This is a genomic window from Stenotrophomonas lacuserhaii, from assembly GCF_014836545.1.
GTDB classification, from domain to species: domain Bacteria; phylum Pseudomonadota; class Gammaproteobacteria; order Xanthomonadales; family Xanthomonadaceae; genus Stenotrophomonas; species Stenotrophomonas lacuserhaii.
Map to the genome: position 1 here is coordinate 45,840 of NZ_JACSQS010000014.1, position 14,554 is coordinate 60,393.

Sequence of the window (14,554 nt, forward strand, 5' to 3'; positions counted from 1 at the left end):
GCCCGTCCGGGGCTCCAACGGTCCTGCGCAGGCCTCCCCGCCGCCGCCCAGCCGGGGTCCCGCGTGCGCGGCGGGTTCAGAGCCAGACACGTTCGGTGCGGGGCTTTCGAGGCGGGATCATTGTTGCGACGGGGGTTGGGATGCAGATCCGGGATGCATGGGTGCGGTTCGGTGCGGTAGTGCTGGCGTGTCTGTTGCCGGTGCTGGCGCAGGCCGGTGTGCTGCAGGCACGCTGGGAGTTCCGGCTGCTGCCGGGTGGGGCGCAGGTGGCCGTGCATCCGGAAGCGGCAGGCTGGGGCGCAGCGCAGGTGCCGGGTAGTGTGCATACCGATCTGCTGGCTGCGGGCTTGATCGGCGATCCGTACGTCGGTGCACCGGAAGCGCAGCTGCAGTGGATCGGGCTGGCGGATTGGGAATATCGCGCTGGCTTCGATGTGGATCCGGCGACGTTGGCGCGGCCGCACGCCGAGCTGGTGTTCGAAGGCCTCGATACCTTCGCCGAGGTGGAACTCAACGGCCAGCCGTTGCTGCGCGCAGACAACGCGCACCGGACGTGGAAGGCGCGCGTCGATGGTCGCCTGCAGTCGCGGGGCAACGTGCTGCGCATCGTCTTCCGTTCGCCGATCACCCGGTTGCTGCCGGCCGTGCAGGCGATGCCGCACAAGATCGCGGGCAACTATCCCTCGCCTTATGGCGACGAGCCGCGCGATGCGATGGTCGGCAACTTCGTGCGCAAGCCGGCCTACCATTTCGGTTGGGACTGGGGGCCGCGCTATGTCACCGCAGGCGTGTGGAGGCCCGTACGGCTGGAGACGTGGGGCGCACAACGGGTGACCGACCTGGCCGTACGCACCGAGGCGCTGGATGCGAACCTCGCCGCGTTGACCACCCTGGTCGAGGTCGAACATGCCGGCGCCGACGCGACGTTGCCACTGCGGCTGGAGGTGCGCGATCCGGACGGCAAGGCTGTGGTGCGGATAGTTCGCGATGTGCTGCTGAAAGCGGGAACGCAGACCCTGCAGGTGCCGTGGCAGATCCCGAAGCCGCGTCGCTGGTGGCCGGCCGGGCAGGGCGCGCAGGACCGCTACAGCGTGCAGGTCACGCTGGGGGCGGGCGAGGATCCGGCACTGCGGGCCAGCCGAAGGATCGGCCTGCGCAGCGTGGAGCTGCGGCGCGACAAGGATGCCCAGGGTGGCCAGGGCTTCGCCTTCGTGATCAATGGGCGCGAGGTGTTCGCCAAGGGGGCCAACGTGATCCCCTTCGATGCGTTCCCCGCACGCGTGGACACCGCCCGCCTGCGCACTATCCTCACCGCCGCACGCGATGCCAACATGAACATGCTGCGCAACTGGGGCGGCGGTTACTACGAAGACGAGGCGTACTTCGAGCTGGCAGACGAGCTCGGGCTGATGGTGTGGCAGGACTTCATGTTCGGCGGCGGCATGCAGCCGGGGTTCGATCCGGCGTTCCGGCAGAGCGTGGTCGCCGAGGCCCGCGACAACGTACGGCGGCTGCGCCACCACCCCAGCATCGTGCTGTGGTGTGGCAACAACGAAGAAGAAACGGCTTGGAAGGATTGGGGGCATGGCCGCGATCTTGGAAAGGCCGACCCTGCGTTCGCCGCCCGCGTGTGGCAGGGCTACGTGGACCTGTTCGGGCATGACCTGCGCGCGGTCGTGGCCGAACAGGGCCTGGGTGTCCCGTACTGGTCCAGCTCGCCCAGCAACGACCTGGATGACAAGGCCAACGACTCCACCCGTGGTGACAAGCATTACTGGCAGGTGTGGGGCAATCCGGCGTTGCCGGTCAGCGCTTACCTGAAAGAAACACCACGCTTCATGTCCGAGTATGGCCTGCAGTCCTGGCCGTCGCAGGCCATGGTCGACCGCTTCGCCACGCGTGCCGAGCAGCGCATCGACAGTCCGGTGATCCAGGCGCACCAGAAATTCATGGCCGGGCAGGGCAACGAACGGCTGCTGCATTACATCCGGCTCGGCTATGGCGAGCCGGCCGATTTCCCCGCGTTCCTGTACCTGTCCCAGGTGATGCAGGCCGAAGGCATCCAGCTGGCTGCACTGCACCACCGGGCATCGCGTCCCTACACCATGGGGTCGCTGTACTGGCAGCTCAATGATGTGTGGCCGGGTGCGTCGTGGTCGGGCATGGACCACGAGGGCAACTGGAAGGGGCTGCATTTCCAGGCACGTCGCTTCTTCGCCGACCTTGCCGTAGCGGCGCTGCGTGATGACGGGATGACCCGCGTGAGCCTGCTCAACGACACTGCCCAGCCTCACTCAGTGCGCTGGCGGCTGCGGGTGATGGATCTGCAGGGGCAGGTGCTGGGTACGCAGGAGCAGGCGGTGGTGCTGGCGCCGGGATCAGCGACCGAGGTCGGGCGTTTCAGCGATGCGCGCCTGCTGGGCGGGGCGGATCCGGCGCGCACGATTGCGGTGGTGGAACTGCTGCAGGAACAGCGGCTGCTGTCGCGGCAGGTGGTCGGCTTCGTCGAGGCGCGCGATCAGGCGTTGCAGCCCGGACAGCTGCAGGCAAGCCTGCAGGGCGAGGGCGATGCGCTCGAAGTGGTGGTGCAGGCACGCGGGCTGGTGCGTGCGGCATGGATCGATTTCGGGGCAAACGAGGCGGTGCTGGAGGACAACCTGCTGGACCTGCTGCCGGGCGAGCGCCGGGTGCTGCGTGTGCGCTCGGCCAGTGACGTCGAGACGCTGCGCGCGGCACTGCGCGTGCAGACCCTGGGCGATGTGCTGGAAGAGAGCCGGTAGCGCTGAGCCATGCTCGGCGGCTGTGCGCGGGAGGGCCCCCGCCGAGCACGGCCCGGCGCTGCCAGGGCCCGGCCGGCGCAGCTCGCTCAGAGCGTGATCTGCTGGAAATTCTCTACCCGTTCATGGCCGTGCGTGCCCTCGCCGCTGCGCGGCAGCGGGTAGTCGTCCAGGCGGTCCAGCAGGCGGGTCTGCAGGCCGGCTTCGCGCGCCGCATCGAGTTCTTCCACCACGTCGGACAGGAACACGATCTCAGCGGCGGGCACGCCGATGGCCGCCACGATGCGGCGGTAGCTGTCCGCCTCGCGCTTGCCGCCGATTTCCGTATCGAACCAGCCGGACACCAGCGCGGTCATGTCGCCGGCCTCACTGAAGCCGAAGAACTGCTTCTGCGCCGGCACCGAGCCGGACGAATACACGTACAGCGGCAGCCCCGCGGCATGCCAGCCCTTCAGCACCGCGGCGACTTCCGGATAGAAGTGCGCCTTGTAGTCACCGTTGCGGTAACCGGATTCCCAGATCATGCCCTGCAGCGCCTTCAGCGCCGTGTGCTTGCGATCCTGGTCGATCCAGCCCTGCAGCGTTTCGGCCACCACGCTGTCCTGGCAGGCGCCACCGATCTCGGTGGCCACCGCATCCAGCCAGCGCCGGACCTGCGGTTCGTTGCCATGGGCGGCGATGAAGCCGGGCAGCGCCTGGCGTGCATACGGGAACAGCACGTTCTTGACGAACGAGATGCTGCTGGTGGTGCCTTCGATATCGGTGAGGATGACGCGCGGCTGCATGGATCTTCAGGCCTGGGTAGGGACGTAACGGGGGAACTTCTGCGCGATGTCGGTGCCGGTGAAATGACCGACCCAGCCATCGGCCTCAGTAAAGAAGCGGATCGCCACGAAGCTTGGTTCATCGCCCATGTCGAACCAGTGGTTGACGCTGTCCGGCACGGCGATCAGGTCGTCCTTCACGCACTCGATCTCGTAGACCTTGTCGCCCACGTGCAGGGTGAACAGGCCGGACCCTGCGACGAAGAAGCGGACTTCGTCTTCCTTGTGGAAATGCTCGTCGAGGAACTTCTTCCGCAATTCGGCACGGTTCGGGTTGTCCGGGGCGATCGACGCCACATCCACGCTCTTGAACCCGCGTTCGGCGACCAGCCGGTCGATGTCGGTGCGGTAAGCAGCGAACACCTCTTCCTGGCTGGCGCCCGGGGCGACCGGCTGGCTGGCCTGCCAGCGCTCGAAGGTGACGCCTATCTTCTGCAGTTCGGCGGCAATCAGCGCGCCGTCCTGGGAGTCCAGCAACGGGGCTTCGGGGGCGGTGTCGTTGTAGATGCGCAGTCGGCTCATGGCGGCAGCTTGAACGTCGGGGGGACGGGTAGGGTAGCAGCGTGGCGCGGCGGGGTCAGATTCCCATCGGCCATGTGAGCGCTCCGGATTCAGCCTCGCAGGCGGCGCAGTTCCAGTTCACAGTGGAACAGGAACTCGAACGCCTCCAGATGCCGGCGTGCTTCGGCCATATCGCGGCCCCAGGCGTACAGGCCGTGGCCGTCGATCAGGTAGCCCCACAGGCACTGCGTATCCAGCAGCGCGTCGACCTGGGCGGCCAGCACGTCCATGTCCTGCGTGTTGGCGAACACCGGCACGTCGATGGCCATCTCATGGGTACTGTTGCCGGCGAAGGCCTTCAGCAGCTCGTAGCCTTCCAGCCGGATGTGGCCCTGCGGTGCGTACAGCCGCGAGGCGATGGTCTGCACCGGGGAATGGGTGTGCAGTACGCAGCCGACTTCGGGGAAGCGGCGATACAGCTGGGTATGCAGCAGGGTTTCGGCAGACGGGCGCAGCGGGCGGCCGACGGCCTTGCCGTCGAAGTCCACCACCATGATGTCGTCTTCGATCAGGCGGCCCTTGTCACGGCCGGACACGGTGATCGCCGCATGCTGGTCGTCCAGTCGATGCGAGAAATTGCTGCTGGTCGCGGGCGTCCAGCCGGCCTGGGCCAGCTCGCGGATGTTGTCGATCAGCAGCTGCGCCAGTTCGCTCAGGCGCTGGCTGTCATACGGAAAAATGGGCGCGTTCATGCGCCCCATTCTATCCGGTCCCGCCGGGCAGGGTGCGTGCCTGCCCCGGTAGTGACGGCCGTTGGCCGTCAGCGCCTGCCGTTGGTGGGTGACGGCCGTTGGTCGTCACGCTGTCGCTTGCCGCTGCGCTCGCCGGGCATGGCCCGGCGCTACCAACCGATGGCTTGGCGCTACCCGCTGCCTGTTACCGGCGCAGGCGGCTGTGGCGGAAGCCGTAACCGAAGTAGATCGCGAAACCGACCACCGTCCACACACCCATCAGCATCCAGTTGTGGAACGTCATGGCCGACAGCAGCGCCATGCAGCTCAGCACGCCCAGGCTGCAGACCAGCCAGGCACCGCGGATGCGGAACGGCCGCGGCAGGTCCGGCTGGGTGCGGCGCAGTACCAGCACGCCGGCACACACCGCGGCGAAGGCGATCAGGGTGCCCATCGAGGTCAGCTCGCCCAGCACGTCCAACGGGAACAGCGCGGCCAGCAGGGCGATGCCGATGCCGGTGATCACCGTGTTGATGTGCGGAGTGCGGTACTTCGGGTGGATCTTGGTGAACAGGGGCGGCAACAGGCCGTCTCGGCCCATGATCATGAAGATGCGCGGCTGGCCGATGATCATCACCAGCACCACCGAGGACAGGCCGACCAGCGCACCGATTTCCACCACCACGCGCAGCCAGCCCAGCGACGGGTGGGCGGCCACCGCAGTCACCACCGGCTCATCGGTGCCCAGCAGCGTGTACGGCACCAGGCCGGTCATGACCGCCGCCATGGCGATGTACAGGATGGTGCAGATCGCCAGCGAGAGCATCATGCCGATCGGCATGTCACGCTGCGGACGGTGAGATTCCTGCGCCGCCACCGAGACCGCCTCGAAGCCGATGTAGGCGAAGAACACCATCGCCGCACCGCGCAGCACGCCTTCCATGCCGAACTGGCCGGGGCCGGTGTTTTCAGGGATGAACGGCTGCCAGTTGGCTGTGTCCACGTACTTCCAGCCCACCGCGATGACCAGCACGATCAGGCCGGTTTTCAGGATCACCATCGCCATGTTCATCGCCGAGGACTTGCGGATGCCGACGTAGCACAGCCAGGTCAGCAGCAGCACCAGGATCGCAGCGGGGACGTTGGCGATCGCTCCGGTGGGGCGCAGCTGGCCGTCCAGTGGCGCGCTGACCAGCGCGGCGGGCAGGTGGATGTCGAAATGGCTGAGCAGGCTGAGGAAGTAGCCGGTCCAGCTGACCGCCACCGCCGAGGCGGAGACGCCGTATTCCAGCACCAGCATCCAGCCGATGAACCACGCCGCCAGCTCACCGAAGGTGGCGTAGGTGTAGCTGTAGGCGCTGCCGGAAACCGGCACCATCGCGGCGAATTCGGCGTAGGCCAGCGCACAGAAACCGCAACAGATGGCGGCCAGCACGAAGGACAGCATGATCGCCGGTCCGGCATGGTTGGCGGCGGCCTGGCCGGTGATGACGAAGATGCCGCCGCCGATCACCGCGCCGATGCCCAGTGCGGTCAGGCCCCAGGGCCCCAGCGTACGGGTGAGGCTGAGGCCGTTGGCATCTTCGTGGGCGGCGTGCGGGTGCTTGGTGGCCCACAGTTGCTTGAGCATGGATGTGTGTTCTTGTGGGTGCGTGCAGGCAACCGGTGCCTGCGGGATGTGCCGGTATCAAAGCAGACGGGCCGGCGAGGAGCCGACCCGTCAATGTATCAGGAGGACTTGGCCAGCTTGCTGTTGCGCATGCCGTATCCGAAGTAGATCAGCAGCCCCAGCACGGTCCAGCCGACGAACAGGTGCCAGTGTTCGCGGAAGGCCATGGCGAACAGGGTAAGGCACGCCAGCGCACCCAATGGACAGATCAGCCAGGCCATCGGCACGCGGAACGGACGCACCAGTTCCGGACGGGTGTAGCGCAGCACCAGCACGCCGACGCAGACCGTGGCAAAGGCCAGCAGGGTGCCCATCGACACCAGTTCACCGAGCACGTTCAGCGGCATCATGCCGGCCAGTGCCGCAGCGATGACACCGACGATGATGGTGGCCACGTACGGCGTCTTGAAGCGCGCATGGACCTTGCCCAGGAAGCCCGGCAGCAGGCCGTCGCGGGAAATCGTGTAGGCGATGCGGGTCTGGCCCATCATCATGACCAGGATCACCGAGGACAGGCCCGCGATGGCGCCGATCTCCACGGCGGTTTTCAGCCATGCCAGCTGCGGATACGCTTCCAGCGCGGTGGCGACCGGCTTGGCGGTTCCCAGCTGCTGGTAAGGCAGCAGGCCGGTCAGCACCAGGCATACGATCACGTAGATGACGGTGCAGACGGCCAGCGAGCCGAGCAGGCCGATCGGCATGTTGCGTTGCGGGTCCTTGGTCTCGCCGGCGGCGGTGGACACCGCATCGAAGCCGATGAAGGCGAAGAACACGATCGAGCCGGCGCGCAGTACGCCGCTCCAGCCGAACTCACCGAAGGTGCCGGTGTTCTCCGGGATGAAGGGTTGCCAGTTGGCGGTGTCGATGTGCGAGGCGCCAAAGCCGATGAACAGGCAGATCACGCTGACCTTGATCGCGACGATGATGCCGTTGACGAAGGACGACTGGGAAATGCCCACGTACAGCAGCCCGGTCAACACCGCCACGATCAACACCGCCGGCAGGTTGAACAGCTGCCCCGAGGAGACGAACTGGCCGCCTTCCCAGGCGATGGGAGCCGAACTGAGGGCGGCCGGGAAGGGCATGTCCAGCGTGGTGGTCACGAAGCTCAGCAGATAGGCCGACCAGGCAACGGCCACCGACGCGGAGGCAAACAGGTACTCCAGCACCAGGCACCAGCCGATGAACCAGGCCATGCCTTCGCCCAGCGTGGCATAGGAATAGGAATAGGCACTGCCGGATACCGGCATCATCGCGGCGAACTCGGCATAGCACAGGCCGGCCAACGCGCAGGCCAGGCCAGCGGCCACGAAGGACAGGGTGACGGCGGGGCCGGCATGGAACGCCGCGGCCTGGCCGGTCATCACGAAGATGCCCGCACCGATCACCGCGCCGATGCCGAGCAGGATCAGGTGTTTTGCCGTGAGCGTCCGTTTCAGGGTGGCTTCGCCGTCCAGGCGGCCTTCGATGGGTTCGCCAGCGTCAACGTGTCCGGCTGGCTCAACCGGTTTGACCCTCAACAGAGCTTTCAGCATGCGTACTTCCCTAAGTGGTCGTTGGGTGGCCGGCGATGCGTTGCCGCCGGCGCGTATGGTTGGTGAAGGCCATGCGAATGGCTCGCTGTACCTTAGCCAAAGCTGAAGGTGATGCACAAGCCGCATGTGCAATATTTTCTGGCGATAATGGCCGATACTTTTGCTGAACGCGTGGCGGATATGTCGGAAACTGTCGCAACCCTTGCCCTGCTTGACGATCCGTTGCGTCAACTGCTTCGCCGATACGCGCTTGAAGTGCCTGTGCAGGGCGCCTTGGCTGACGAATTCAGCACACTTCTCGATGATCCGCTGGACCCGTTTGTTCGCGAGCGGCTGGAAGGCCATTTCACCGGTAGCGCGTGGCTGGTCAGCGCCGATGGGCAACGGGTTCTGTTGACCCACCACCGCAAGCTGGACCGATGGCTGCAGCTGGGTGGGCATGCCGATGGCGATCACGACCTGGCGCGGGTGGCCTTCAAGGAAGCCGAGGAAGAATCCGGGCTGTCCGGGCTGTCACTGGACGATCCGGCGATCTTCGACCTGGACAAGCATTGGATCCCGGAGCGCCACGACGTGCCGGGGCACTGGCACTACGACGTGCGTTTCGTGATCCGCGCGGGCGCGTCGGAAGCCTTCGCGATCAGTGAAGAGTCGCTGGCGCTGGCCTGGCGCGACATCGCCCCGATCTCCGCTGACCCGCAGGCGGATGAATCGCTGCGGCGGATGGCCCGCCGCTGGCTGAGCCGGTAGCGACGGCCGTGCTCGGTGAATGCTGTCGGTCGCACCAGCAAAGAGCCGCCGAGCATGGCTCGGCGCTACCGATCCGCTGCTCAGCTGTATAGCACGCGGGTACGCAGGGTACCGGGGATGGCGGCCAGTTCATCGCGTACCGCGCCGGCCTGCTCCACGCTGGCGGTGATGTCGATCACCACGTAGCCCACCTTCGCGTCGGTGCGCAGGAACTGGCCGTCGATGTTGACGTTGTGGCGCGAGAAGATTTCGTTGACCTTGGACAGCACGCCCGGCACGTTGCGGTGGATGTGCAGCAGGCGCAGGCTGCCGTCGTGCTCGGGCAGGGTGACTTCGGGGAAATTGACCGCGGTCAGGGTGCTGCCGTTGTCGCTGTAGCGGACCAGCTTGGCCGCCACTTCGATGCCGATGTTGTCCTGCGCTTCCAGCGTGCTGCCGCCCACGTGCGGGGTCAGGATCACGTTGTCGTGCGCGGTCAGCGGGGAATCGAAGAGGTCGCCGTTGCCCTTGGGTTCCACCGGGAACACGTCCAGCGCCGCACCGCCGATGTGCCCGGAGCTGAGCGCTGCATCCAGCGCGGCGATGTCGAGGATCGTGCCGCGCGCGGCGTTGATGACATGCGCGCCGCGGCGCATCTTCGCCAGTTCCGTCGCGCCGATCATCCACTGCGTGGCGGGGGTCTCCGGCACGTGCAGGGTGATGATGTCCGAGCGTTCCAGCAGGTCGTCCAGGCTGATCGCGGCGCGCGCGTTGCCCAGCGCCAGCTTGGCTTCCACGTCGTGGAAGATCACCTGCAGGCCCAGTGATTCGGCCAGTACGCCAACCTGGGTGCCGATATGGCCGTAGCCGATGATGCCCAGCGTCTTGCCGCGCACTTCGTGGCTGCCGGCAGCCGATTTGGACCAGCCGCCACGGTGGCATTCAGCGTTCTTCTGCGGGATGCCGCGGGTCAGCATGATGGCTTCGGCGATCACCAGTTCGGCCACGCTGCGCGTGTTGGAGTAGGGCGCGTTGAATACCGGGATGCCGGCCAGTTCAGCCGCGTCCAGGTCGACCTGGTTGGTGCCGATGCAGAAGCAGCCCACCGCGATCACGCGCTTGGCCTCGGCCAGCACCTCGGCCGACAGCTGGCTGCGCGAGCGGATGCCGACGATGTGGGCTTCGGCGATGCGCGCCTTCAGCTCGTCTTCGGGCAGCGCTTTGGCATGCAGTTCGATCTGGCTGTAGCCGGCCGCAGTGAACACGTCCACGGCGGTCTGGCTGACCCCCTCCAGCAACAACACGCGGATATCCTGCTTGGGGTAGGAGGTCTTCTTCGGCGACATGGGACGGCACGGCCAGTGGGACAAGGGCTGATCACTATGCCAGATGCGGCTGCCCATGGTGCACTGCGGAATTGGTTGCAGACGTAGCCATTGCTGATCGCGCGCAGGGCTGGACGCTGGGCGGCGGCACTGGCACGCTTTCTCGTTCTGCCTGTGTCTGCCTGGACTGCCATGACCGATCCCCGCATTGCCTCCCTCCAGCAGGCCGTTCCCGACCTGCGCCTGAAGACCGACGCGGCCGATCTGGAGCATTACGGGCGCGATTGGACCCGGCGCTGGACCCCGGCCCCATTGGCCATCGCGCTGCCGGCCAGCGTGGAAGAGGTGCAGGCGGTGATGCGCTGGAGTGCTGCCGAAGGCGTGGCGGTGGTGCCGTCGGGCGGACGGACCGGCCTGTCCGGTGGTGCGGTGGCGGCCAACGGCGAACTGGTGCTGAGCCTTGAGCGCATGAACAAGGCGCTGGGCTACGACGCGGTGGACCGGACCCTGGTGGTGCAGGCGGGCATGCCGCTGGAGTCGCTGCACAACGCGGCGCTGGAGCACGGGCTCATCTACCCGGTGGATTTCGCTGCGCGCGGGTCCTGCTCGATCGGCGGCAACATCGCCACCAATGCCGGCGGTATCCGGGTAATCCGCTACGGCAATACCCGCGAGTGGATTGCCGGGCTCAAGGTTGTCACCGCTGACGGTGAGCTGCTGGAGCTCAACAAGGGCCTGATCAAGAACTCCAGCGGCTATGACTTCCGCCAGCTGCTGATCGGCTCGGAGGGCACGCTGGGGGTGATCGTGGAAGCCACGGTGAAGCTGACCGATCCGCCGCCGGCCAGCAACGTGATGCTGCTCGCCGTGCCCAGCTTCGAGGTGCTGATGCAGGTGTTCGCTGCGTTCCGTGCGCGGCTGCAGCTGCAGGCCTTCGAGTTCTTCACCGCCCAGGCACTGAAGCACGTGCTGGCGCATGGCGCGCAGGCCCCGTTCGACCAGGTGCATCCGTATTACGTGGTGACCGAATTCGCCGCCGGTGACGAGGCGCAGGAGGCGGCGGCGATGGCGGCGTTCGAAGACTGCATGGGCAATGGTTGGGTCATCGACGGGGTGATCAGTGCCAGTGACGCCCAGGCCGCGCAGTTGTGGCGCCTGCGCGAGGGCATCACCGAGGCGGTCGCACGTTACAAGCCGTACAAGAACGACGTGTCGGTGCGGATCTCGGCGATGCCGGCGTTCCTCGCCGAAACCCAGGCGCTGATCACCCAGGCCTACCCGCAGTTCGACGTCGTATGGTTCGGCCACATCGGCGATGGCAACCTGCACATCAACGTGCTCAAGCCCGATGACACCGGCGATGCGGAGTTCCTGCAGCAGTGCGAGCAGGTGACCAAGCTGCTGGCGCAGGTGCTGGCACGCTTCGATGGCAGCATCTCCGCCGAGCACGGCATCGGGCTGGTCAAGAAAGCCTACCTGGACAGCACCCGCGGGCCGGCCGAAATCGGCTTGATGAAGGCGGTCAAGCGCGCGTTTGATCCGCAAGCCCGGCTGAATCCCGGCAAGGTCTTTGATCTCTGAGCTGCCGTTTGCGAGACGGGTCGGGTACGCTCTGCACGTACCCTTCACGAGCAAAACCATGATCTCCCGACTGCCTTCGCTGCTGGTTCCCTTCGCGCTGTCCCTGTTGGTGCTGCCACTGGCTGCGGGTGCGTCCAGTTTCGCCGGAACTTCGGCGGGCTCGGCCTCCGGTGCGTCGTCCAATTCGTCGGGCAGCAGCTCCGGCGATGACAAGGTGATCCTGGCTGCGCGCGATGATGCGGCCGCCTTTGTTGCCAGCGATGGCCAGATCCGTGGCGCCCGCCTGCAGGCGGCGCTGGTCCATCTGCGCGAGCAGGATGCGGCGGCCCGCGCAACCAGCGACCTCGCGCTGGCCCAGGCGCTGCTCGCGCGCTGATGCCGATGCGCCGCCGCGCGTGGTTGGCGTGGTGGCTGCTGTGCGTGGCACCGGCCACGCTGGCGTTCGAGCTGGCGCCTGACCTGCACGGGCTGGACGCCGGCGAACGCGCCCGCGCCGAGCGCGCCGTGGATGCCGTGGCGCAGCGCCTGCCTGGCACGCTGCGCGCGGCGCTGCCACCGCAGGTGCCGGTGCGCTGGGTGGACACGCTACCCGCGCATGTTGCAGGCCGCGCATTCGCCGGCGACATCCAGCTGCAGCGCTCTCTGCTCGATGGTCATGAAGACGGGGCTGGCCGCGTGCTGCAGGCCGCGCTGATCCATGAACTGGTGCACGTGGCTGATCGCGGCAAGACCGGTGGATGGTCGGGCCAGGCGCGCTTCCGCGAACTGGCCGGATGGCAGCGCCGTCCCTGGAAACTGGGGCGCAGCCCGAATCGTTTCAGTGACCGCAGCCCGGACGACTACGAGCGCAAGAGCGCCGCCGAATACCTGGCGGTCAATGCGGAACACTGGCTGATGGATGCGGACTTCGGCTGCCGCCGTCCGGCCCTGGCGAGCTGGTTTTCCTCGACGCTGGGCCCGGCGCCACGGCAGGCGGACTGTGATGCCGGCGTACCGCTGCTTCAGGCAGGTGCGGAAGAGGGCCTGGTTGAACTGGCGCGATTGGATCCGGCACGCGTTTATGCGGTGGATTACCTGTTCGCCGAGAGTGGCGACGTACCGATGAGCCGCTGGGGCCACAGCATGCTGCGGTTGGTGATCTGCCGCGAGGGGCGCGCACCGGGGCCCGACTGCCGGCTGGACCTGGATCAGCACCGGGTATTGTCGTTCCGCGCGTTCGTGGGTGATGTCGAACTGTCCAGCTGGCGCGGCCTGACCGGGGGCTACCCCTCACGCCTGTTCGTGCTGCCGCTGCAGCAGGTGGTGGATGAGTACATCAAGGTGGAACTGCGCGGCCTTGCCTCGCTGCCGTTGCAGCTTTCCGCGCAGGAGATCGCCGGCCTGCTCGAGCGCAGCGCGCAGGTGCATTGGAGCTACGACGGTCGCTATTACTTCATCGGCAACAACTGCGCAGTGGAGACCGCCAAGCTGCTGCAGGCGGGCGTGCCTGCGCTGCAGGAGGCCGGCATCGAACGCATCAGCCCACGTGGTCTCCGGCGCAGGCTGGCGCGGCTGGGCAGGCTGGATGAAAGCGTGCTGGATGACCGCGCCGCGGCAATCCGCGAGGGCTACTACTTCGAATCCAGCGACCAGCACTACGACCTGCTGTTCGCTGCGGCACGCGAGGAACTGATGCTGCCGGCGCGTGATGCGCAGGCATGGCTGAAGCTGGACGCCGCGACGCGTACGCCGTGGCTGCAACGCGGCGGGCTGCGCGCCACTGCCGGCCTGCTGCTGCTGGAACAGGCCGCATTCGCACGCGCCGAGCTGCGTGCGCGCGACACGTTGAAGCGTGCCCTGCTGGCAGAGCGTGACAGCGATGGGGCGCGGCAGTTGCAGATGTTGCTGGAGCAGGCGGGGCAATGGCTGCAGCCCGGCGCGTTGCTGGGTGGGCCGGGGTATGGGCTGCCGCAGGCCGATGAACTCGCCGCGTTGCAGCCACGGCTGCTGGCGGCATCGACGCAGGCGCCGCAGGCATGGAAGCAGTTGCGTCAGCAGATGCGCGCGCAGCTGCCAGTGCAGCAGCGGCAGGAATTGGACACGTTGGATGCCAACCTGCTGGCGCTTCGGACGCATCTGCGTGCGCAGGCCGCTGCGCCTGCTCGGGCAGGAATCTGAACGCCACGAACGGCGTTTCCCGTGGCGTTGACGGTGCGGATGTTAGCGTGGTGTGCTGTTGAACGACGGAGAGGAGCGCACATGCGTCCATCTTTTTTCCTGCTGCCCACCGTGCTGGTGGTTGCCCTGGCGGTCGCCTGCCAGCCTGCGGCGGACCCAGCGCCAAACGGCGGGGCCGCCGCTGCTGGGCCTTCCGACGCGCCGGCGGCGGTTGTTGCTCCGGCCGCTGAGGGGCGTCCTTCCGACGCCTTCCGCGCGACCGGCAACGAGCCAGGCTGGTTGGCCGAAGTCGCCGCAGGTGGCGGTTCGGCGCTACGCGTGGAAGTGGATTACGGCCAGACACAGTACGAGGTGGCTGCCCCCACGCATGGCCCGGATGGCTGGGCCGGCGCGGCTGCCGATGGCACGCCGATCAAGTTGAGCGTGCAGCGGGTGCCATGCCAGGACGATATGAGTGGCAAGACCTTCGATGCGAAGGCGATGCTGACCGTGGGCACGCGCCAGCTGCACGGGTGCGGGAGTTTCAGCGCGGCGCAGTGAGCTGAGAGCTACGGAAAGAGCCACAGCCACAGCCAAAGCTGCACGGCTGCGGGTGGGCGGGAGGGGCTGGCTGTGCAGGACACGCCGTGAATCCGTCCGTGTAGGCTCGATTTGGAGCCTTCGGTAGCGCCGAGCCATGCTCGGCGGCTCCTTGATGAAGCGGGCGGATGGATCCCGCCGAGCAT

12 protein-coding genes are annotated in these 14,554 nt (G+C 67.0%); 6 read left to right on the forward strand and 6 right to left on the reverse strand.

The annotated features are described in order from the left end of the window. The first annotated feature begins 140 nt into the window (after positions 1-140). Complete coding sequence (locus tag H9654_RS13065) at positions 141-2,780, forward strand: beta-mannosidase (RefSeq protein WP_191771190.1); 2,640 nt, start codon at positions 141-143, stop codon at positions 2,778-2,780. Between the two features lie 86 nt (positions 2,781-2,866). On the opposite strand, the gene mtnC is transcribed toward H9654_RS13065, so the two are convergent. The 5 genes from mtnC to H9654_RS13090 all read right to left on the reverse strand — a co-directional run bounded on the left by mtnC (position 2,867) and on the right by H9654_RS13090 (position 8,037). After that, positions 2,867-3,562, reverse strand: coding sequence for an acireductone synthase (gene mtnC / locus H9654_RS13070; RefSeq protein WP_191771191.1), 696 nt, complete (start codon positions 3,560-3,562; stop codon positions 2,867-2,869). Positions 3,563-3,568: 6 nt separating this feature from the next. Further along, positions 3,569-4,123: a 1,2-dihydroxy-3-keto-5-methylthiopentene dioxygenase gene (locus H9654_RS13075; protein ID WP_191771192.1), complete on the reverse strand. Its 555-nt coding sequence runs from the start codon at positions 4,121-4,123 to the stop codon at positions 3,569-3,571. An 89-nt stretch (positions 4,124-4,212) separates the two neighbouring features. Continuing rightward, complete coding sequence (locus tag H9654_RS13080) at positions 4,213-4,854, reverse strand: methylthioribulose 1-phosphate dehydratase (RefSeq protein WP_191771193.1); 642 nt, start codon at positions 4,852-4,854, stop codon at positions 4,213-4,215. A 184-nt stretch (positions 4,855-5,038) separates the two neighbouring features. Next, the gene (locus H9654_RS13085) at positions 5,039-6,463 is read right to left on the reverse strand and encodes an amino acid permease (protein WP_191771194.1); all 1,425 of its coding nucleotides are present in this window, start codon (positions 6,461-6,463) and stop codon (positions 5,039-5,041) included. A gap of 98 nt (positions 6,464-6,561) precedes the next feature. After that, positions 6,562-8,037: an amino acid permease gene (locus H9654_RS13090; RefSeq protein WP_191771195.1), complete on the reverse strand. Its 1,476-nt coding sequence runs from the start codon at positions 8,035-8,037 to the stop codon at positions 6,562-6,564. A gap of 180 nt (positions 8,038-8,217) precedes the next feature. Between H9654_RS13090 and H9654_RS13095 the strand changes: the two genes are divergently transcribed. Further along, a complete protein-coding gene (locus tag H9654_RS13095; RefSeq protein WP_191771223.1) occupies positions 8,218-8,787 on the forward strand; it encodes an NUDIX hydrolase in 570 nt (189 codons plus the stop codon). A gap of 80 nt (positions 8,788-8,867) precedes the next feature. Here the strand turns inward: H9654_RS13095 and serA are convergent, their stop codons facing one another. Further along, positions 8,868-10,112 carry a phosphoglycerate dehydrogenase gene (gene serA, locus H9654_RS13100; protein WP_191771196.1) on the reverse strand — a complete coding sequence of 415 codons (1,245 nt, stop codon included), beginning with the start codon at positions 10,110-10,112 and terminating at the stop codon, positions 8,868-8,870. A gap of 171 nt (positions 10,113-10,283) precedes the next feature. Between serA and H9654_RS13105 the strand changes: the two genes are divergently transcribed. The 4 genes from H9654_RS13105 to H9654_RS17990 all read left to right on the forward strand — a co-directional run bounded on the left by H9654_RS13105 (position 10,284) and on the right by H9654_RS17990 (position 14,369). Then, a complete protein-coding gene (locus H9654_RS13105; protein WP_191771197.1) occupies positions 10,284-11,672 on the forward strand; it encodes an FAD-binding oxidoreductase in 1,389 nt (462 codons plus the stop codon). 58 nt (positions 11,673-11,730) lie between these two features. Next, entirely contained in the window at positions 11,731-12,048 is a 318-nt protein-coding gene (locus H9654_RS13110) for a DUF2388 domain-containing protein (RefSeq protein WP_406833476.1), read from the forward strand. Positions 12,049-12,053: 5 nt separating this feature from the next. Further along, entirely contained in the window at positions 12,054-13,829 is a 1,776-nt protein-coding gene (locus H9654_RS13115; RefSeq protein WP_406833478.1) for a DUF7844 domain-containing protein, read from the forward strand. Between the two features lie 81 nt (positions 13,830-13,910). Then, positions 13,911-14,369 carry a hypothetical protein gene (locus tag H9654_RS17990; protein WP_191771199.1) on the forward strand — a complete coding sequence of 153 codons (459 nt, stop codon included), beginning with the start codon at positions 13,911-13,913 and terminating at the stop codon, positions 14,367-14,369. Positions 14,370-14,554 lie beyond the last annotated feature (185 nt).